General features: G+C 60.3%; 20 protein-coding genes and 1 pseudogene. 12 read left to right on the top strand and 9 right to left on the bottom strand.

Annotation, left to right across the window (positions count from 1 at the left end):
• Window positions 1-12 precede the first annotated feature (12 nt).
• Window positions 13-1,074, bottom strand: coding sequence for a class I SAM-dependent methyltransferase (locus AC1ECN_RS21015; protein WP_477953996.1), 1,062 nt, complete (start codon window positions 1,072-1,074; stop codon window positions 13-15).
• Window positions 1,075-1,333: 259 nt separating this feature from the next.
• Here AC1ECN_RS21015 and AC1ECN_RS21010 point away from each other — a divergent pair, with 259 nt between their 5' ends.
• From AC1ECN_RS21010 to AC1ECN_RS20965, 10 genes are all read left to right on the top strand, one after another.
• Window positions 1,334-1,654 carry a helix-turn-helix domain-containing protein gene (locus AC1ECN_RS21010; RefSeq protein ID WP_018069877.1) on the top strand — a complete coding sequence of 107 codons (321 nt, stop codon included), beginning with the start codon at window positions 1,334-1,336 and terminating at the stop codon, window positions 1,652-1,654.
• Between the two features lie 3 nt (window positions 1,655-1,657).
• Entirely contained in the window at window positions 1,658-1,918 is a 261-nt protein-coding gene (locus AC1ECN_RS21005; RefSeq protein ID WP_477953993.1) for a hypothetical protein, read from the top strand.
• Between the two features lie 9 nt (window positions 1,919-1,927).
• Window positions 1,928-2,167, top strand: coding sequence for a hypothetical protein (locus tag AC1ECN_RS21000; protein WP_003554151.1), 240 nt, complete (start codon window positions 1,928-1,930; stop codon window positions 2,165-2,167).
• A 100-nt stretch (window positions 2,168-2,267) separates the two neighbouring features.
• Window positions 2,268-2,435, top strand: a complete 168-nt coding sequence (locus AC1ECN_RS20995) for a hypothetical protein (RefSeq protein WP_348628654.1) — start codon at window positions 2,268-2,270, stop codon at window positions 2,433-2,435.
• A gap of 103 nt (window positions 2,436-2,538) precedes the next feature.
• Entirely contained in the window at window positions 2,539-5,100 is a 2,562-nt protein-coding gene (locus AC1ECN_RS20990; RefSeq protein WP_477953991.1) for a GcvT family protein, read from the top strand.
• Window positions 5,101-5,570: 470 nt separating this feature from the next.
• Window positions 5,571-6,551, top strand: coding sequence for an HlyD family secretion protein (locus AC1ECN_RS20985; protein WP_477953989.1), 981 nt, complete (start codon window positions 5,571-5,573; stop codon window positions 6,549-6,551).
• A gap of 1 nt (window position 6,552) precedes the next feature.
• Window positions 6,553-7,761, top strand: coding sequence for an ABC transporter permease (locus AC1ECN_RS20980; protein WP_130674088.1), 1,209 nt, complete (start codon window positions 6,553-6,555; stop codon window positions 7,759-7,761).
• Complete coding sequence (locus AC1ECN_RS20975) at window positions 7,758-8,894, top strand: ABC transporter permease (RefSeq protein ID WP_130655388.1); 1,137 nt, start codon at window positions 7,758-7,760, stop codon at window positions 8,892-8,894. Before AC1ECN_RS20980 ends, AC1ECN_RS20975 begins: the two co-directional genes overlap by 4 nt.
• A gap of 77 nt (window positions 8,895-8,971) precedes the next feature.
• Window positions 8,972-10,492, top strand: coding sequence for a mechanosensitive ion channel family protein (locus tag AC1ECN_RS20970; RefSeq protein ID WP_477953986.1), 1,521 nt, complete (start codon window positions 8,972-8,974; stop codon window positions 10,490-10,492).
• A 261-nt stretch (window positions 10,493-10,753) separates the two neighbouring features.
• Window positions 10,754-11,131, top strand: a complete 378-nt coding sequence (locus AC1ECN_RS20965) for a helix-turn-helix domain-containing protein (RefSeq protein WP_018069873.1) — start codon at window positions 10,754-10,756, stop codon at window positions 11,129-11,131.
• 389 nt (window positions 11,132-11,520) lie between these two features.
• Here AC1ECN_RS20965 and AC1ECN_RS20960 read toward each other — a convergent pair whose 3' ends face one another.
• The 8 genes and pseudogenes from AC1ECN_RS20960 to AC1ECN_RS20925 form a co-directional block, all read right to left on the bottom strand.
• The gene (locus AC1ECN_RS20960; RefSeq protein ID WP_018069872.1) at window positions 11,521-11,745 is read right to left on the bottom strand and encodes a hypothetical protein; all 225 of its coding nucleotides are present in this window, start codon (window positions 11,743-11,745) and stop codon (window positions 11,521-11,523) included.
• On the bottom strand, window positions 11,742-12,494 hold the full coding sequence (locus AC1ECN_RS20955; protein WP_130674089.1) for a COG4280 domain-containing protein: 753 nt from the start codon (window positions 12,492-12,494) through the stop codon (window positions 11,742-11,744). Before AC1ECN_RS20955 ends, AC1ECN_RS20960 begins: the two co-directional genes overlap by 4 nt.
• A 57-nt stretch (window positions 12,495-12,551) precedes the next feature.
• Window positions 12,552-13,280 carry a phosphatase PAP2 family protein gene (locus tag AC1ECN_RS20950; protein WP_018069870.1) on the bottom strand — a complete coding sequence of 243 codons (729 nt, stop codon included), beginning with the start codon at window positions 13,278-13,280 and terminating at the stop codon, window positions 12,552-12,554.
• A gap of 188 nt (window positions 13,281-13,468) precedes the next feature.
• Window positions 13,469-13,695 (bottom strand): annotated as a pseudogene (locus tag AC1ECN_RS20945) (response regulator); the annotation flags it as partial.
• Window positions 13,696-13,795: 100 nt separating this feature from the next.
• Window positions 13,796-14,011 (bottom strand): hypothetical protein, encoded by a 216-nt coding sequence (locus tag AC1ECN_RS20940; RefSeq protein WP_163861970.1) that lies wholly within the window; start codon window positions 14,009-14,011, stop codon window positions 13,796-13,798.
• A gap of 457 nt (window positions 14,012-14,468) precedes the next feature.
• Window positions 14,469-14,840, bottom strand: a complete 372-nt coding sequence (locus AC1ECN_RS20935) for a response regulator transcription factor (protein ID WP_024319899.1) — start codon at window positions 14,838-14,840, stop codon at window positions 14,469-14,471.
• Window positions 14,841-14,939: 99 nt separating this feature from the next.
• Window positions 14,940-15,572 (bottom strand): response regulator transcription factor, encoded by a 633-nt coding sequence (locus AC1ECN_RS20930; RefSeq protein ID WP_024319898.1) that lies wholly within the window; start codon window positions 15,570-15,572, stop codon window positions 14,940-14,942.
• Window positions 15,569-17,455 (bottom strand): sensor histidine kinase, encoded by a 1,887-nt coding sequence (locus AC1ECN_RS20925; RefSeq protein WP_024319897.1) that lies wholly within the window; start codon window positions 17,453-17,455, stop codon window positions 15,569-15,571. Before AC1ECN_RS20925 ends, AC1ECN_RS20930 begins: the two co-directional genes overlap by 4 nt.
• A 300-nt stretch (window positions 17,456-17,755) precedes the next feature.
• Between AC1ECN_RS20925 and AC1ECN_RS20920 the strand changes: the two genes are divergently transcribed.
• Together AC1ECN_RS20920 and AC1ECN_RS20915 are read left to right on the top strand one after the other, a co-directional pair.
• Window positions 17,756-19,426 carry an arylsulfatase gene (locus AC1ECN_RS20920; protein WP_024319896.1) on the top strand — a complete coding sequence of 557 codons (1,671 nt, stop codon included), beginning with the start codon at window positions 17,756-17,758 and terminating at the stop codon, window positions 19,424-19,426.
• Window positions 19,427-19,515: 89 nt separating this feature from the next.
• Window positions 19,516-20,526, top strand: coding sequence for an HAD family hydrolase (locus AC1ECN_RS20915; protein ID WP_130663415.1), 1,011 nt, complete (start codon window positions 19,516-19,518; stop codon window positions 20,524-20,526).
• Window positions 20,527-20,546: the final 20 nt, after the last annotated feature.

Raw genomic sequence — 20,546 nt, 5'->3', positions numbered from 1 at the left:
AACCCAGTGGCGTCAGGCCCGCACCTCGAACACCATGTTGAACGGCGTTTCCGTGGCGCGACGGAAATGCTTGAATCCGGCGTCGAGCGCGACCTTTCGGAGTTTCATTTCTCCCGCCTGTGCGCCAAGCCCGAGCCCCACCTCCTGGGAGAGTGACGCCGGCGTGCAGATCATCGTCGACGCCCCGTAATAGACGCGGCCGACCGGGTTGAGATTGTCCTTGAGATGGTCATGAGCGAAAGGCTCGACGATCAGCCACGTCCCGTTCGGCCCAAGCGTCTCCTTGACATGCCGGCCGGCGCCGACCGGATCGCCCATGTCGTGAAGGCAGTCGAACATGGCGACCATGTCATAGCCGCGCCCCGGAAATTCCGCCGCCGAACCTTGCTGGAACGTCACACGGTCGGCGACGCCCGCATCTTTTGCGGCGGCCCTTGCTCTTTCGATCGATGGGCCGTGATAGTCGAAGCCGGTAAAGCGGGAAGCGGGATAGGCCTGCGCCATCAGGATGGTCGAGGCCCCATGACCGCAGCCGACATCGGCTACACTGGCGCCGGCCTTGAGCTTTTCTTCAACCCCGGCAAGAGCCGGTATCCATTCGGCGACGAGATGGCTGTTGTAGCCTGGGCGAAAGAACCGTTCGGTGCCTCGGAAAAGGCAGGTGCTGTGCTCATGCCAGCCGAGACCCTTGCCGGTGCGGAAGGCGTCGGCGACCTTGGGCTCGTCCATCCACATGGATTGGACGACCTCGAAGGCGCCGACGAAAAAGGCGGGGCTGTTTTCCTCGGCAAATACCATCGCCTGCTCCGGCGTCAGGCTGAAACGATCCGTCTTTTCATCGTAAGCGACATAGTCCGCGGCCGCCTGGGCGCTCAGCCATTCCCTGAGATAACGCTCCTTGATCCCTGTCTTCTYGGCAAGATCCTGGGCGCTCATCGGCGTTCCGTCGGCCATCGCCTTGAAGATTCCGACCTTGTCGCCAAGCACGACCAACGCACCTGACATGGCGGCGCCGACGTCTCCGACAAGACGACCGACAAGCGCATCGAGTTTTTGCATATCTGGTTCACGCATTGTTGCCTCCCCCGCGCGTGATAAGTATTATCTAAATTAGACGTTAATAATATTCAGTCAATCAATCTTCCCTTTCGCCAGATGAGCGTGGAGTATTAATGGTCTAAAGCATGGAATAGGCGGACCACTCCAGGGAATGTCAAACGGCTCAAAATGCCCTATTCCGTCATGGGCTTTCTCGTCGTGTCTTGTCTGGAGATTACATTTTTTATATAATCTACCGAAGGCAGAATCACACTTTTGATGCAAGGTTATTGTTTTGTGTCTATCTTCCGCTCAATGCCGCGCTGCTCGCGCCCTTTTGGCATGGTCTCAGGACGATCTCTCATCGGCCTCGAAAGTCGCCAAAGCGACGATTGCTAATTTCGAGGCTGGAAAACGCTCTCCCTATGAACGAACCCTTCAGGATATGAAGCACGCCCTGGAAGGCGCAGGCGTTGTTTTCATCCCGGAAAATGGTGGCGGTGCGGGCGTTCGCCTGGCAAAACGCGCAGATGCCTCGATCGACACGAATGAAACCGAGACGGTTCAATATGAAGAATATCTCAAAAACGACGCACCGCCCGGTGCAGGTGGCTGAATGATGGCAAAGAAAGAAAAGCTCGAACACTCCGAACTGGCGGGAGAATTCACCGACGACGGGATCACCGTGCTCGTCGATATCTTCCGCACATCGGGCARCAATGAAGACTGGACGATGGAAGTGGTCACGCAAGCGGAGGATCTGATCCGCTGGGACGAGCCATTTGCGACTGACCGGGATGCCTTCGACGAATTCCTGGCGGTCGTCGCCCGCGACGGCATTCGATCGTTTCTCGAAGATGAAGAGCCATCCGTGCATTGAGGGTATCCCGTGAAAAGCATCAATGATCTCGTCGCATCAGCGAAAACCGTCTGCGATCGATACCGGGCCGGGCGGATGGAGCGCGAGACCGTACGGGAATGGGTTCTCGGACTCGGCGCCTATCCATCGCCGCATGGCGACCGCGTCCGGGAAGCGGCGGAATGGTTCCGCTTGCACAATCGCGAGCCCGTTTCCGAAGACATCGTGCTCGTGGACATCGACCGGCTTGCGGCGATTTCAGCGCCGTGATCCCGGGGCATGCGAGCGGACAGGCCGGTTGCAAGGGCTCGCCCATATCCGATCTTAGCCAGTCATTGCCTGACCGTTCGATGCGGAATGGATCGCAGCAGTGCCGGCGCTGTTTTACGGTTGCCTCGCGGCCTCGATCCGGACTGGCGCAATTACGCCGGTACTAGGCGGCGTAGGACCAATGACGATCATGAGCCTTATGCATAATACCCTCATCGCAGCTGCCATGCGGAGCGGTCTGGGGGTTCCGCAGCTTCGGCAAATGTGACACTCCTTACGAGGCTGGCATGGCTCCTGCATCTCACGCGCGAAGCGTACGTCAAGCGCGGCTAGGGTATTTTAATTCGTGCGATAAGTAGAAGGAACAGCACGTGGCAGCATTTCCGGAAAAGGCAAAGGTCGTCATCATCGGGCTCGGCGGTATCGTCGGCGCCTCCATCGCGCATCATCTCGTCGAGCGGGGATGGGACGATATTGTCGGCATCGATAAGTCGGGCATACCGACCGATATCGGCTCGACAGCCCATGCCTCGGACTTCTGTTACACCACGAGCCATGACTATCTGTCGGTCTGGACCACGCAATATTCGATCGATTTCTACGAGAAGATGGGCCATTACGCCCGCATCGGCGGCCTCGAAGTGGCGCGCACCGGCGACGATGCCTGGATGGAGGAAATCAAGCGCAAGCTATCCTCGGCCCGCGCTTTCGGCACGCGCGCTCACTATGTCAGCCCTTCCGAGATCAAGGAGAAGTTCCCGCTGATCGAAGAAGAGCAGGTGATGGGCGGCCTTTACGATCCGGATGCCGGCCTCGTCATTCCGCGCTCGCAGACCGTTGCCGGCAAGCTGGTCGATGCCGCCGAAAAGGCTGGCAAGCTGCAGGTGTTCGGCAACACGTCGGCGAAGTCGCTGATCGTCGAAGGCGGTCGCATCAAGGGCGTCGTCACCCATCGCGGCACGATCATGGCCGACCACGTCATCGTCTGTGCCGGCCTCTGGGGGCGCCTGATCGCGGAGATGGTCGGCGAAGACCTGCCGGTCATGCCGGTCGACCATCCGCTCACCTTCTTCGGTCCGTATAACGAGTTTGAAGGCACCGGCAAGGAAATTGGCTTCCCGCTGCTGCGCGACCAGGGCAACTCCGCCTATATGCGCGATACCGGCGACCCGGCGACGACGGAGGGCGGTCAGATCGAGTGGGGCTACTACGAAGCCACCAATCCGCGCATGTGCCATCCGCGCGATATTCTCGAAAAACACGAAGCGCGCCTTTCGCCCTCGCAGCGTGATCTCGAGATGGAGCAGATCATCGAGCCGCTCGAGCGCGCCATGGAACTGACGCCGATCCTCGGCGAACTCGGCTATAACGAAGGTCACTCCTTCAACGGCCTGCTGCAAGTATCGGCCGGCGGCGGCGCCTCCTGCGGCGAGAGCCAGAAGGTGCGGGGTCTCTGGTATTGCGTTGCCATCTGGGTCAAGGACGGCCCGGGCTACGGCAAGCTGATCGCCGACTGGATGACCGATGGCCGTACTGAAATCGATCACAACAGCATCGACTACGCGCGCTTCTATCCGCATCAGTTGACGGAAGAGTTCATCGAGGGCCGCTGCTACGAAGCCGCCCAGAAGATCTATTTCCCGGCTGTTCACACCCGCGAACCCTATGCATCCGGCCGCAATGCCAAGCGCTCGCCCTTCTACGAGCGCGAAAAGGAGCTTGGCGGCTACTTCATGGAACTTGGCGGCTGGGAGCGTGCGCACGGCTACGCCGCCAACGAGCACCTGCTGGAGAAATACGCCGACCGCGTCCCGGTTCGTGAGAACGAATGGGACAGCCGCCATTTCTGGCGCGTATCGAATGCCGAGYATCTGGCGATGAGCGAGGATTGCGGCATCGTCAATCTCAGCCACTTCCACATGGTCGATATCGAGGGGCCTGACCATGTCGAGCTGATGGAATGGCTGTGCGCCGCAAGGATCGGCGGCGACGCAAACATCGGCAAGGGCGTTTACACCCACTTCCTCGACGACGAAGGCATGGTGCGCGCTGACTTCACGGTCTTCCGCATGGCCGACCGGTGCCGTCTCGTCAACGGCGCCGATGCCGGCCCGCGCGACCTGCACTATATGAAGCGCGTCGCCGAAGACCGCGGCCTTGACGTGATCATCTCAGACGTCTCGGAAAAATTCGTGACGATCGGCATCTGGGGTCCGAACGCGCGCGACACGCTGAAGAAGGCTGTGGCCGATCCGGCCGGGCTCGATCAGGAAAACTTCGCCTTTGCGGCGATCAAGCCGATCGAAATCGCAGGCAAACCCGTCACCGCCTTCCGCATCTCCTATGTCGGCGAGCAGGGCTGGGAACTGCACATGAAGTACGAAGACGGCCTCGCTGTCTGGGATGCGCTGCGCTCAACCGGCGTGATGGCTTTCGGCGTCGAGACCTATGCAAACTCGCGCCGCATGGAAAAGAGCCTGCGCCTTCAGAACGCCGACCTCCTGACCCAGTACAACCTGATCGAAGCCGATCTCGCCCGTCCGAAGGTCAAGGAAGCCGATTTCCGCGGCAAGGCAAAACATCTGGAATACAAGGCGCGTGAGCACCAACCGGCGATGCTCTGCACCCTTGTGATGACCGAGAATACCGATAAATCGGGCGTGAAACGTTATCCCGTCGGCAACATGCCGGTTGTCGATCCCGCCACGGGAGAGGTTCTGGTCGACGAGCTTGGCCGCCGGTCCTACACGACCTCGGTCGCCTACGGCCCAACGGTCGGAAAGAACATTGCTTTGGCMTATTTACCCTGGTCGCATTGCCAGGTCGGACGCAGGCTGAATGTCGAGTATTTTGCCGAAAGCTATCCGGTGGAGGTTGTCGGCGTCGGGTACAAGCCGATCTATGACCCAGAAAATCTGAAACCGCGCACCTAAAGCATGTCGCGCAAAAGTGTGCAGCGGTTTTGCGGCAACGGCATGCGTAAAAACAAAGACTCGAAAATCGGAATCGATTTTCGGAAAGTACGATGCGAGGATTGAAAGTGTTACAGCGCCGTGCGTCTAAAAGACGCGCGGCGCTGTAAGCGCTCAAGCGCTTGTGGCGCCGCAAGGATGGGGCGCCGCCAAGATGAGGTTGAGCCGCTTGGCCAAAACAACGAGAAACCTCGGCGTTTGTGCCACTCCATTGTGTGCGGAACCTGTACGTCGCCGGAGATTTCGAACAGGACAAGGGTGCACGGGCGAGGCCCACATCCTCCCTCGGGTAAAGGTTGCAAGACCCTCGCCGAATAGACCGGTTGTTACATAGAAACAGTCATTTGACATCTCTGTAGCGACCGGCAATGCTGACCTGCCAGTCTTCCAAATGCATCCGGGCGACGTCATTCGGCAAGGGAAAGTGGGTCATGACAGCTTCCAGAACTCTTCGGCCGGTGATCGCCTTGGCGGTTCTGGCAGCACTCGGCATCCTGCTGTGGTTTGCAACACGTCCGCCGCCGCYCATCGTCCAAGGCGAAGTCTCTGCCAATCGGGTCGATATCAGCCCGCGTGTCTCCGGCCGCATTGCCAAGCTCAATGTCGATGTCGGGGACAATGTCGAAGCCGGTGCAGTCATTGCCGCGCTTGAAAGTCCCGAACTGACGGCGGCACTTCATATGTCGCAAGCCGCCCTTTCCGTTTCGCAAGCCGATCTTGCCCGTGTCGACAGCACGCGTCCCGAGACGATCGATGCGGCGAACGCCGAACTTGCTGCGGCCGTCGCGGATGTGACCCTCTACCAGGAAGAGTCTGCGCGTCAGGCCAGGCTGATCACCACCGGCGCCTCGACCCAGGCTCAGGCGGACCAGGCGGCCCGCAATCTCGAGGCAGCGATCCGCAAGCGCGAATCCGCCGAGGCCAATGTGCGGCTGGCGGTCGCCGGCTCCAGCAAGGAGGAGAAGGCGCTTGCCGCCGCGCAGGTGGAGCAGACGCGCGCCTCGCTCGATCAGCAGCAGGTCAATGTTTCCGAGTTGACGATCCATGCGCCGATCTCCGGGCAGGTCACGACGCGGGTTGCCGAACTCGGCGAGAATTTCAGCGCCGGCGCGCCACTCTTTTCGATTATCGATCTCCAGAACCCCTGGTTCACGTTCAACCTGCGCGAGGATCTGCTGAAGGGCCTGAAGGTCGGGGACAATTTCGATGTCGCCGTGCCGGCAATCGGCCCCGACAAGATCGCGGTCAAGGTGACCATGATCAATGCACAGGGACAGTATGCGACCTGGCGGGCCACGCGGGCGACCGGCGATTTCGATCTCAGGACGTTCGAGGTGCGCGCCGTTCCGGTAAAAGCGGTGGATGGCCTGCGGCCCGGCATGAGCGTCATCGCCGCTTGGTCGGAGCGTTGAAATGATGCCGCGCGGGCGCGTGCACCCCGGTTTTATTCTCGTCTTCGCACGGGAGTTCCACTGGTTTCGCCGCCGGCCGTTCCTCTTGTTCCTGACGACGGTCCTGCCGCTGCTGCTGATGGGCCTTCTGGCCGCGGTTTTCAGCGCAGGTCTGGCAACCCGCCTGCCGATCGCCGTGCTCGATCAGGATGGCACCGATCTGTCGCGCCAGATCATCCGCATGGTCGATGCCACCCAGGATACGTCGGTCGCGCTTGCCGTCAGCGACCTCGCCGAAGGCCGGCAACTCATCCTCTCCGGCGAGGTTCACGGCCTGCTGATGCTGCCGCGCAATCTCGAGCGCGACGTATTGTCCGGCCGCCGGCCGGAAGTGGTGTTCTTCTACAACAGCCAGACGATGACGACCGGCAATCTAGTACTGCGTGGTGTCAATGCCGCCGTGCCGACGGTGGCTGCGGGCATCAGATTGTCGTTGCGCACCGCCCAGGGAGAGCCGGTCGACGCCGCACAGGCAGCTCTCGCTCCCGTTCCGGTACAGGTGAACCCGCTCTTCAACCCCACCCTCAACTATGCCCATTTCCTTCTTGCCGCCCTGATGCCCAGCGTGCTGCAGGTGGTGATCATCACGACGATGGCCTATTCGCTCGGCCTCGACGTCGAGAGCCGCCACCGGCTGCGTATCCTCCGACGGTTGGGCGGCGGGTTGGGGCCGGCGCTGGCGGGCAAGATCCTGCCTTATACGCTGATCTTTCTCGCGGTGCTCGGCATCGCCGATCTGGTGCTCTTCGACCTTCTCGACATGCCGCTGCGCGGCAATCGCTGGCTGCTGCTGATGGCCGGCACCCTGTTTATCCTGGCAAGCCAGTTCATCGGCGTGCTGCTGGCGCTGTTGCTGCGGCCTATGGCGAGCGCCATCAGCATCGGCTCGCTGCTCGCCGCGCCCGCCTTCGGCTTCATGGGCATCGGTTTCCCGAGGATCGGCATGAACGACTTCGCCTATTATTACGGCCAGATGATCCCCGGCACATGGTACCTGATGGCGAGGATCGACCAGACGATCCGCGGCACGCCGCTCGATCTGTCGTGGAAGCCGATCCTCGTGCTGCTCTTCCTCGTCGTCCTGCTTGCATCCGTCACCGTGCTGCGGCTGGAGACGATGAGATCGAGGAACAGGCGCGAGGCGTCGGCACTGCGGGAGGCCACCCGATGAATGGCGTGCTGGCGACCTGCCGCGTCGAATTACAGCGCATCCTGTCGCTGCGGCCGGCATTCTCCGTGCTCATTCTGGCAGCCTGCATCTATGCGGCCCTCTATCCCCAGCCCTACCGGGGCGAGGCCCTGCGCGACGTGCCGATCGCCCTCGTCGATCTCGACGGCACCGACAGCAGCCGCCAGTTCGCCCGCCGCGTCGATGCCTCGGCCGATGTGTCCATCGGCGCCGAACTGCCCGACGAACCAAGCGCCGAGCGCGCGGTCTTCAGCCGCCAGCTCTACGGCATCCTCGTCATCCCGAAATATTTCGAGCGCGACCTGCTGCACGGACGACCCTCGCCCGTGGCGCTCTATGCCGATGCCAGCTACTTCCTGATCTATTCGCGCATCTCCGGCGGCGTCTCTGCCGTCGCCAAGACTTTCGGCGCCGAGGTCGAGACTGCAAGGCTGGTCGCCATGCATGCCGATCCTGCCATCGCCGCTGCGGCTTCCGACCCGATGCCGCTGACGGCGGTGCCGCTCTTCAACCCCCAGGGGGGCTATGCCACCTATCTCCTGCCCGCCGCCTTCGTTCTCCTTCTGCAGCAGATGCTCCTGATCGGCGTCGGCCTGCTCGGAACGCTGCCAAACGACGGGCTCGCCGGCCGGCCGGCCGGCGCTCTCGCAACCGTGCTCGGCAAGCTGCTCGCCTACCTCGTCCTGGAGGCGGTGGTGCTGCCCTTCTATCTGATCGTGCTGCCTTATCTCTACGACATTCCAAGGCTCGGGGGACCGCTCATCATCTTCGCCGTCTCGCTGCCCTTCGTGCTTTCCGTCAGCGCGCTCGGCATGGTGGTCGCGGCATTGTTCCGCAGCCCTCTCACCGTCCAGCTGGTGTTTGCGGCGATCGGCATCCCCTTCCTGTTTCTCGCTGGCTTTTCCTGGCCGACCGAGGCGATGCCGAAAGCGCTGCAATATCTGGCGCTCCTGGTTCCCAGCAGTTCCGCCATCAACGGAATCGTATCGGTATCGCAGCTCGGGGCGCCGCTGAGCGACGTCCGCACGCCGTTTCTGACGCTCTGGGCGCTGGCGCTATTTTACGGTTGCCTCGCGGTCGGATTGGAAGTCAGGATGCGGCGAAGCCACCATTAGAATTCTAGAGTGAAGCATGATGTTGACCGAAAACCGCTCACACTTTTCGGCATCATGCTCCAGCAAGTGGACAGTCGATGCTTGATAATGTCACATGGTCCGGAGTGCTAGCCGATCCTGTCGTCCAGGCCGGGACGCTGGCCGTGGTCGGTGCGATCGTCACGCGCATAGCGCTTCGGCCCTTCCCGAGCTGGAAGCTTGCCGGCCAAGTGTTCTTCTTCGCGGCGCTGACCGTCCTGCTGCTCTATCACGACATCGTGCCCTACGAAGTCGGGCCGGTGCCGGCTTCGACCTTCGAGCGTGTCTTCATCGCCCTTGCCAAGGTGGTCTGGTGGATCAATGCCGCCTGGGCGCTGATCGCCTTCGTCCGCGTCTTCCTGATCTTCGAGCGCCAGCCGAGAGAAGGTCGCCTCGTTCAGGATCTGGTCATCGGCCTGATCTATCTCGGCGCGATCCTCTCTGTGGTCGCCTATGTCTTCAGCTTTCCCGTCGGCACGCTGATCGCCACCTCGGGCGTCTTTGCCATCATCCTCGGCCTTGCGATGCAGAGCACGTTGAGCGACGTTTTTTCCGGCATCGCGCTCAATCTCGGCCGGCCCTATACGATCGGCGACTGGATCGTACTGAATGACGGTATCGAGGGCCGCGTCGTCGAAACCAACTGGCGCTCCACCCATCTGCTGAACGGTTCTAACGACCTGGTGGTGCTGCCCAACAGCTTTCTGGCCAAGGTCGGGCTGACCAATCTCAGCAGCCCCGACCGCAGTCACGGCGCCTCACTGACGGTCCGGGTCGTGCCGACGATCGGGCCGTCGTCGATCATCGAGGTCATGCGCGCCGTGCTTTTGAGCAGCGACTCGATCCTGACCGAACCGAAACCCGGGGTGCAGATCAAATCGCTGACATCAGATGCAATGGAGGTGGAACTCTCCTTCCGCGTCAGKGATATCGGCCAGGCGGGGCCGGCGAAGAACGAGATATTCGATCTGATCTACCGTCATATCAAGGCCGCAGGCCTCACCTTGGCACGACCGCTCGACGCCGCCGGCCCACCGCCCGACCAGTTGCAGTCGGAGGATATGGCGAAGCCGCACCGGCCGACGCCGCTCAAGCTTCTCGACGCCATCCCGCTGTTTTTCTCGCTGACCGAGGACGAGAAGGAGACGCTCGCAGGCTCGATGACGCGGCGGACCTACAAGAAGGATGCCATCCTCATCGAGCAGGGCGATACGGTCGCATCGCTGATGATCGTGCGCAGCGGCGCCCTCGTCGCCACCCGCCAGGAAGGCCATAAGGAAATCGAACTCGGCCGGCTGGCGCCGGGCGATTATTTCGGCGAAAGCGGGCTGCTGATTGGCGTCGGCGAAGCCGCCAGCCTGCGGGCGCTGACCTTCGTCGTCGTCTACGAGATTGCCCAGGTAAGCCTGACGCCGCTGCTGCACGACCGGCCCGGCATCGCCGAAGAGCTTGCCGCCACTTTGTCGCGCCGCATCGAGACCGGCCAGCATTCCTTCGCACCCGAAGGCGCCACGCTGAACGGTGGCTCGATGAGCTCGCTGGTGACGCGCATCCGTCATCTGTTCAAGGTGCCGCAATAGCGGTCCAGGGCAATGGTCACCGGGGCCTTTCATAGCTGGGATCATATCCCGCTTCAATGCGAACCACTCACTTGAACGCGCAGAGAAAAAGCGGGTCCTCCTTCGGTTGGATTCATCTTGACCGCTCACTCTTTTAAGAAGCCATGACTATCGGGCTGGTAGTCGACAGGACGTCTATTGCGCAACGCGCTTTTGGAAACTATCAACTCATCATATATGACATTATAAGTAACTTTATCGATCATATCTGAGTTGACCGCGATGGGATCGCCCAAATCGAAACCTGCCCTCCAAAGGCTCGGATACGACGTCCGCGGCGCTCGCTTGCGGCGCGGCATGGCCGTGGCCGATCTGGCGGTGCGGGCGGGCACGTCGCCGAGCACCGTCGCACGCTTGGAAAAGGGAGATCCTGGTGTCGGGATCGGCACGCTCGCCGATATTCTCGTTGTGCTTGGCCTTGTCGACCGGTTGGCCGACCTGGTCGACATCCGGAAAGACGATCTGGGTCTGGCGTTGACCGCCGAACGCCAGCCACGTCGCGGACGGTCTTTTGCGACTACGGTGCGCAGGCAGAGGGCCAAGGGTAAGACGGCACAGGAGGATCCGGATGTCGTTGATCCAGACGGCGCTTCATTCTGATGCCTGAGTTCAACGCCCATGTCGTTCTCGGCGAGAGCCTGACACCCGTTGGCCAGTTGCGTTTCACGCAGGCGGGGCCGCGGCAGCTCTCGACTTTTGCTTACGATCCGGCTTGGATCGAAAATCCTCGTGCCTTTGCCTTGCAGCGGACATTTCCCCTTGAAGATGGGCCATTTGGAGGGCGGCAACGAAGAAATTCCGAATGTTCTGGCAACGTGGCTCGAAACACTGGCTCAAGCCCACGAAGCGCTTCCGCTGCCAACGACCTATCACGGCCGGAGAGCTTAGGAGTGACCAGCGAGACTGCCTAATGAACCTTAGCTTGCGCAACTCCTCGACTGGTGACGCTGATCCACCACCTGTTTAAGGTATCGCAGCAGTCGCCTGAGCTATTTCCGTCGGAACTTCTTTCGCGCCGCCCGCGCCAGGCTCTCGGCGAGAATCAGCAGACAGCCGACGAGAAGCAGAGCAGCGGCTAGCAGTGCGTCGACGTGGACGAATTTCACCAGAACGCCGACGGCGGCGATTAGCAGCATCGCCGCCAGCGCCAGCGCGCCGTCATCGATGAACATGCCGAAGAATTCCCTGAACGCGACCTTAAGAATATCCATCACGCGGCCACCTCGACATGGGTGTCGAGATACTGGCGCAGCATCCGAACCGCGACGAAGGAAAAGGCGCCAAGCACGGCAAGGATCGCCAGAAGTGAAAGGTCAGCACCGGGCCAGTCGGCCCCGACGCCCTCGCCGACCCAGAATATGCCGAAGGCGCTGAGCAGCAGTCCGACGACAAATTTCAGGCTGTTCTCCGGAACCGCCGAGAGCGGTTTGTGCACGAAGATGCCGATGATCAGCACCAGCAGGCAGGCCGCGGCGGCCCCAAGGCTGGCATAACCGATCATGCCGTGTCCGGCGCCGATGGCGATGACGATGAACACCACTTCGATCCCCTCGAGCAGCACCGCCTTGAAAGCTGCGGCCCCTGCCAGGAAATTGGCGCGGCGCTCGGCGGATTGACGCCGCAGGCTGTCGGTCTCGGTCGCGAAGGCCTTTTCCTCGTCGTGCAGCGCGATGAAGCCCGAAGCCCGCAGGATTGCCTTGCGCAGCCAGCGCAGGCCGAACAGAACGAGCAGCGTTCCGATCACGAACTGCATCAGCTCGATCGGAATAAGGGCGAGCAGCGGACCGAGCGCCAGTACGAGAAGAGCGAGAAGGGCGAGTGCAAGACTGGTGCCGATGAAGGCCGGACGCCAGCCCTGCGTGACGCTGACGGCGAGGATGATGGTGAAGGCTTCAACGACCTCGACGAAGGAGCCGAGAAATGCGGCCGTGACCGTCGAGGTGATCGTTGTCAAAGTTGTCATGTTTCTTTTCCGTTATGCTGGCGGAAATCACGTATCAGCCTGAACYGCTATCTCTTCTTACCGTTTTCCGGCTTCGGCAACATCATCTGGCGCGCGGCTCGGAACGAATCGCTTTGAAATCAGCCAGCAGCCGAGCGCCCAGAGCGCGCCGGCGCACCATCCAGCCAAGACGTCAGTGGGGTAATGGACACCAAGATAGATGCGACTCAAACCGATGATGACGGCGAGAAAGACGCCAGCGCCCATAACGAAAATTCGCGTCGACTGGTAACGCTGCGTTCGCGCCAGCAACGCGCCCAGCGTCAGATAGGTCACCGCGGAGACCATCGCATGTCCGCTTGGAAAGCTGAGATCGCTGACCTCGACGAGATGCGGCACGATGTCGGGGCGCGGCCGGGCGACGAGGATCTTCAAGAGCGTGCTCGCCAGCCAGCCGGTCAACACCGAGGAAAAGACGAAGATCGCGATCGGCCAGCGCCGGTCGAGCAGAAGATAGACGGTGACGAGAACCGTCATCAGCGAGAGAACCGTGATACCGCCGAGGCTGGTGATATCGCCGACGGCATGCGTCAGCCAGCCTGGCCCGATCGGCACGGCAAGTTCGCCCGGCCGTCGCAACGCCAGCAGGATCGCCTCATCGAAGCGGAATGTCTCGCCCTCCAGGACTTCGCTCGTCAGTCGCTGGAGCAGGAACAGTCCACCGGCGATGGATGCCAGCGTAATGAGCGTCAGCGGCTCATAGGCGGTAAGCCGTGTCAAAAATCCCCGTCGTTGAACCTCACTCATACCTGCCGCAGAACTCCCCTTACATCATGTTGATCCTCGCCAGATTGGCAAGGCAAAGCCAGGATTCAAGGCCTTGGTGCAATCAAGGACGCCGCCGAAAGGAGTTTTTCGGTTGGCGAGGCCAGCGATTTTGGTTCATCAACGCCATTGGCGAGATGGCGATCGCCCTGAATAGGTCGCCCGGTGATTGTCCCCTCGGCCTTCAGGCTGCGTTGCAGATCGATGCCTGACATGCGACCGATGTCAATATTAAGGACAAGGAGTCTATCGCCGTTGCCCGATCGCGAGCGAGAAAGGCCTCGGCGGATGCATATTCCTTGACCGGGAAACCGTAGGCGTTGAGCAGCCGCCCGAGGCTGCGCCGCAGGCTTGCGTCATCATCGACGACAGCGACCGTGCGGCGAAGGTTCTCCACTCATGCCCCTCCTCTTTCGAACACATGCGAAAATAGCGGTCCCTGGTCAAATTAGGCCAGATGAAGTCGATTGATATGTCGTAAGGGGGAGGGCGCCCGATCACCCCGCCGGCGATGCCGTGTCCTGGTGGATGAGACCGGTGAAGCTCGCCACACACCTGGCTGTAGGATGCGGAAGTCGCCTGATATTCATGGCGAAGCCTGTTGGGCAGCGAAGATCGGCAATCAACATCGGCAGGTTTGTCGCTCCGACGTGGGTAAGCTTCGGATTTTTCAATACAAATTTCCTGGAAAACATCGGCAAAACCATCAGCATGCTGCAAATTTCGAAGACCGGCAACCAACATCGGCAATTTCTTGATCTAAGCATGTTAACCTGCTCACTATAATCATGTTTTCGAGATCCAAAGTTCGGTCATACCTGTCGCGCGCAGCCACGCGTACATGAACGCCTTGGAAGAGGCGAGCCAGCACGAAAACATCGTACCCACAAACTTTGTCTCCGAGCTCGTTAAGCCGTGTCAAAAATCCACGTCGTTGAACCCTCAGTCATGCCTGCCGTAGAACTCCCTTCAGAACATGCCGGTCCCGAGAGATCGGCAATCCAAAGCCAGGGTCATGACCTTGCGACATGCAACAACGTTCCCGAGCGTGGATTTTCTGGTCGTTGATGTCGCCGTCCATGACTTCATCAACACGGCCGGCATGCCGTCACGCCTGCGATACAAAGGCGATCGTCGCTTTTAGAGCACATGCTCTCCCGCCCCAACACCTCACGATCCCAATGCCTTGTTGATGGCCGCGATCAGTGCAGCTCCGGAAAACTGCTTCTGCAGATAAGCAACGCATCCCACCTTTTCCGCCTCCGCCTTGACGGAGACGGTTTCCAGTGCCGTGATGAAAATCACCGGAAGGGTTGTCCCCTCGGCCTTCAGCCTGCGTTGCAGATCGATGCCGGACATGCCACCGAGGTCGATATCAAGGACAAGGCAGTCTATCGCCGTTTTGGGATCGCGAGCGAGAAAGGCCTCGGCTGATGCAAATTCCATGGCCAGAAAACCGTAGGCGTTGAGCAGCCGCCCGAGGCTGCGCCGTAGGCTTGCGTCATCATCGACGACAGCGACCGTGCGGCGAAGGTTCTCCACCTCATGCCCCCTCTTTCGAACATTTGAGAGATTAACGGTTGCCGATCAAATTAGGCCGCTTGGAGGTCGATTGATATTGTCCTTAGGGGAAGGAGCCGATTACCCCACCGGTGATGCCGTATCCTGGTCGATGAGGCCGATATTTGCGGCGATCGACACAGCCTCGGCCAGCGAGCGTACGCCGAGCTTTTCCATGACCTGATGGCGATGCACCTTCACCGTCCGCTCGGAGATGCCGAGAGCATAAGCGACCTGCTTGTTGAGACGGCCGCGAATGAGGAACCGGAACACTTCGGTCTCGCGCGGACTGAGGCCCGCCACCAGCGTGCGCTGGGCCTGAAGGCGGTCGTGTTCGGCCAGCTGTCTTTCATATTGAATGAGCGCCCGATCGATCGCCTCCATCAATGCCGCAGCGGTCGAACTCTTTTCCAGAAAATCCTTGGCGCCCGCCTTCATCGCCTCAACGCTTGCCTTTATGTCTCCTTCCCCCGTGAGGAACACGACCGGCAGTAGAGGCGCCAGCTCGCACAGCCGGCGTTGGATCTGCAGGCCGGATTGGCCGGGCATCTGAAGGTCGAGGAGAACACAGCCCGGCTCGCAAGCGGAAAGGCCGGCGAGAAACTGGTCTCCGGATTCATAGGCTTCGACCTTGAGACCATGTGCGGCAAGCAGCCTTGCGGTCGCCGTCCGGTAGGATTTGTCGTCATCGACAATATGGATGACCGGTTTCATCTCGATTGCTCCGGCCTGCGGGCGAGCGGCAAGGCCACCCGAAAGACCGCGCCGCCTTCCGGTCGATTGTCGGCACGGATGGTGCCGCCATAAGTCTCAACAATGGCGCGGGCTATCGAGAGACCGAGCCCCGTACCCGCTTGTTTGGTTGTGTAGAATGGCTCGAAGATGCTGTTCAGTCTCTCCTCGGGAATGCCGTCGCCGGTGTCTGAGACCCGCAGCTCCACCTTCTCGTTCGCCAGTCCCGTTGCAAAGGTGAGCGTTCTCCCGGCCGGGAGGGCATCCAGCATGGAATCCATCGCGTTGGTCGCCAGATTGAGGATGACCTGCTGCACGTGAACCTTGTCGGCACGTACAGGCAATTTGCCGGGTAGCTGGGTTGATGTCAGCTTGATTCCGCGGCGTTCCGCCTCGCCGTGAATGATGTGGATCGCGCTCGACGTGACATCGTTGAGGTCGAACTCCTGCCAATCGATCTCGTCTCTCTTCTTGAGCAATCCTCTCATCCGGCTGATAATATCACCTGCGCGCTGATCGTCTTCCTGGATGTCGAGAAGGATCTGCTGGATCAGTTCGTGGTCCGGCTTCTCGCTTCGAAGCAGCATAGACGCTGCCTCGGCATTGTTTCGAATGGCCGAGAGGGGCTGGTTCAGTTCGTGGGCAATCGACGAGGACAATGCTCCAGCTGTCGCTGACTGGTTGAGATGGACGGCTTCGAGCAGGTGCAGACGCGAGCTGCGCTCGGCGTGGCGGCGGCGCCTCCGCTCGAGCAGAAGCACCGAGATGATGCTGGCCTGCGCCAGCACGAGGCCACCCCCCGCCAACAACACGACCCAATGTTCCGCCAAGAGGCTCCTCTCCTTATGCATCTGGATCGTGCCCGGCGGCAGATCCTTTTCGGCGAGCCCCCAGCGCTGGAGTTGCCGGGCATCGGCGACATAGGTCTGTGGCGCTTCGAGATCCGAGACCTGCTTACCGGCAATCGCATCGATGACGAGGTCGCCGACGGTCCGGCCCAGCGCTTCAAATGTGACGGTATTGCCGCCGACGACCCCATGATCGATGTATGTCTGATAGGGGCCGTAGACAGGCGCGCTGGCGGTCGCTGCGATCTGTCCGATCGCATCGCGCGGAATGAAGTTGCGCCCCGCCCGATCCTTAAAGACCGTCAATGCCAGGATGATGCTGTCGGGCGGCACACGGGATGCCCGCTCGACGAACTCGTCGATCGTCAGGTCTTCCAGATAGGTCGTCTCGTAGGATTTCGAGAACTGCTCGAGAGCCGCGCGGGCCGTCGCCAGCCATCCGCGGTCGAAGTCGGATGAACCGCCGAGAATGTAGAGGTGGCGGGCATCGGGTTGCAGGCTGCGGGCCATCTCGGCCGTCTTCAGAATGTCGAATGTCGTGAAGGCTCCGATCACGTCATCCGGCAATTCGATCTTCTCGGCGGTGGCTGTGCCGAAACCGGCGGCGACGATCTTTGCGCCAGGAGCGATCGTGCCGCGGTTCGCGGCTACGAAGCTCGCCGATTCCTTGCCGAGGGCCACGACCACATCCGGGTGGCGCGGCGCGTACTTCTCGCCCAGATATCGTGCCATGCGCGCGACATGGTCGCCTTCCGGAAATCGCGAAAGATCCAGGAACTCTGAAAACAAGTCGATCTTGCCGTTTGTCGCCTCCAGCAGTCGGCTCCGCAGCGCCTCTCCGGCAGCAGTCGTCGCCGCGATCCTCTCATCATAGGGATAAAGAACGAGGACCCGGGGAACCCGGTTGGCAATCGAGGTGTCGGAGGCTGAGGCATGGCGACTGGACAGACTTATGGCGACAACCGCCAACAAAAAGGCAGTGCAGCACAATCGACCTGACCATCCGCCCAAGCCCATCCGCTTTCCCCCCAAAGCCGGGCCGACAATAACAGCTTCTCGCTGCGGCGTCATCTGCGCATTACTACTGTCGATTGCCACCGCATGAAGAGATTCCCTAAAGTACAATATCGGGCGAAGGCAGAATTCGCTAAAGTTCAGCGGGCCGGGGCAGAGATGTGGCCGGCTTCGCAACCCTGCCGGAGGCAGCTCCAGCAGGTTCTTCATTTTCAAAGCAGTCTTAGTTGAATCGACGCCTGCAATCGCAGCCTTTGCCGCGAGCGGCTCCGTCGTTCAAGAACGTCAACGGAGGGATTTGAAATGAACGGCAGAATCCTTATCCGCTGCATCGGAGCACTGGCTTCTTCCACCATTCTCTGGTGTGCGGCCTCGCCCCTGCAAGCGCAGGACTCCCAACGAAAACCCAACATCCTGTTCATCGTTTCGGATGATACCGGCTACGGAGATCTCGGCCCCTATGGCGGGGGTGAAGGTCGTGGGATGCCGACCCCGAACATCGACAAACTGGCTGAAGACGGCATGACCTTCTTCTCCTTCTACGCCCAGCCGAGCTGCACGCCCGGCCGTGCGGCCATGCAGACGGGGCGAATACCCAACCGCAGCGGCATGACGACAGTTGCCTTTCAGGGCCAGGGCGGTGGCTTGCCCGCGGCCGAATGGACGCTAGCATCCGTCCTGAAACGTGGTGGCTATCACACCTACTTCACCGGCAAGTGGCATCTCGGCGAAGCGGATTACGCCATGCCGACTGCGCAAGGCTATGATGAGATGCGGTACACCGGCCTTTACCACTTGAATGCCTATACCTATGCCGATCCCACCTGGTTTCCGGACATGGATCCGAAGCTGCGGGAGATGTTCCAGAAGGTGACCAAGGGGGCTTTGTCCGGCAAGGCAGGAGGACCAGTGACCGAAGAATTCAAGGTCAACGGGCAATATGTCGACACACCCGTGATCGACGGTAAGGAAGGCGTTGTCGGCATTCCGTTCTTCGACAGCTACGTAGAGAAAGCGGCACTGGGCTTTCTTGACGAGGCTGCCAAAGCGCCGGACGAGCCCTTCTTCATCAACGTGAACTTCATGAAGGTCCACCAACCGAACATGCCGGCCCCGGAGTTCGAGCACAAGTCGCTGTCGAAGTCGAAGTATGCGGACTCGATTGTGGAACTCGACACTCGCATTGGCCGAATCATGGACAAATTGCGGGAAACCGGAATGGACCGCAACACGCTGGTTTTCTACACCACCGATAATGGGGCGTGGCAGGACGTCTATCCGGACGCCGGATACACCCCGTTCCGCGGAACCAAAGGCACCCTGCGAGAGGGCGGCAACCGTGTTCCTGCGATTGCGGTCTGGCCGGGAAAGATCAAACCCCGCACCAAAAATCACGACATCGTCGGTGGTCTCGATCTGATGGCGACATTCGCCGCAGTCGGCGCGGTTCCGCTTCCCGACAAGGATCGCGAAGATAAGCCGATCATCTTCGATAGCTACGACATGTCGCCGATCCTGCTCGGAACCGGTAAATCGGAACGTAAGTCATGGTTCTACTTTACCGAAAACGAGCTCTCGCCCGGTGCGATACGCGTCAACAACTACAAGTTCGCGTTCAATATCCGCGGCGATGACGGAGCCGCGACGGGCGGGCTGGCGGTCGACACCAATCTCGGCTGGAAGGGTGAGGAGAAGTATGTCGCCACGGTGCCCCAAGTGTTTGATCTGTGGCAGGACCCGCAGGAACGCTACGACATTTTCATGAACAACTTCACGGAGCGGACCTGGATGGGCGTGGTCATGGGCGAGGAATTGAAGAAGATCATGGCCACCTACGTGGAATACCCACCTCGCAAGCCCCAGAGCCTGACCTACAACGGTCCMATCACGCTATCGGATTACAGTCGTTTTCAATGGATCCGAGAATCGTTGGCAAAGGAAGGCGTGAGCATTCCTATGCCGACCGGCAACTGATTGTTGCACGGCGGCCTGGATCCAACCAGAGCCGCCGTCTTCCAAGCGTGGCTATATGACTTTCGCACCAGCAATTTGGAGGCCATCCAATGTTCGCGTTTCAAGATTTCATCAAATCGGCCCGCGGCGGAACGTTGGCTGTTACTGCGGCTCTACTCTTTGTTGCTTCCGCGTACGCTCAAAGCGATCCGCTGCCCTCATGGAACGACACGGCCTCGAAGGCAGCCATCGTTTCTTTCGTCGATAAGGTAACTGGGCAAGGATCGCCCGAATTCGTTCCGGAACCGGAACGCATCGCCGTTTTCGACAATGATGGAACCCTGTGGGTCGAACATCCGATCTATACGCAGCTCGCATTCGCTCTCGACCGAGTGAAGTTGCTTGCTCCGCAGCATCCAGAATGGAAGGAAACGCAGCCGTTCAAGGCCGTGCTCGAAGGCGACATGACGGCGCTCGCGGCGTCGGGAGAAAAGGGCCTCGTCGAGCTCATCATGACCACGCATGCCGGAATGACCAGCAACGATTTCCAGAAGATCGTGACCGATTGGCTGGCGTCAGCACGTGACCCAAAATTCAAGCGGCCTTACACAGAACTCGTCTATCAGCCGATGGTCGAGCTTCTCGCCTATCTCCGCGCCAACGGTTTCAAGACCTTCATCGTTTCAGGCGGAGGCATCGAGTTCATGCGGCCATGGGCAGAAAAAGTCTATGGCGTCCCGCCCGAGCAGGTTATCGGCTCGTCGATCAAGACCGAATTCAGAATGCAGGACGACACGCCGACCCTCTATCGGCTTCCCGAAGTCAATTTCATCGACGACAAGGCCGGCAAGCCCGTCGGGATCAATCAGCAGATCGGTCGGCGGCCGATTGCCGCCTTCGGCAACTCCGACGGAGATCTCCAAATGCTGCAATGGACGACCATGGCGGGTGCACCTGCCAGGCTCGGCGTGTTGATCCATCACACCGATTCGGACCGTGAATACGCCTACGACCGCGATACCGAATTCGGTCGCCTCGACAAGGCGCTCGATGCGGCCGCCATCGCCGGCTGGACCGTCGTCGATATGAAGGCTGATTGGAAACAAGTGTTCAAGGATTAGGATTGCGCCTCACGCCAGAG

It is taken from the genome of Rhizobium sp. 01N447_2 (genome assembly GCF_056399245.1).
The sequence above is the reverse complement of the archived record's forward strand: the minus strand, read 5'-3'. Positions and strand labels throughout refer to the sequence as shown.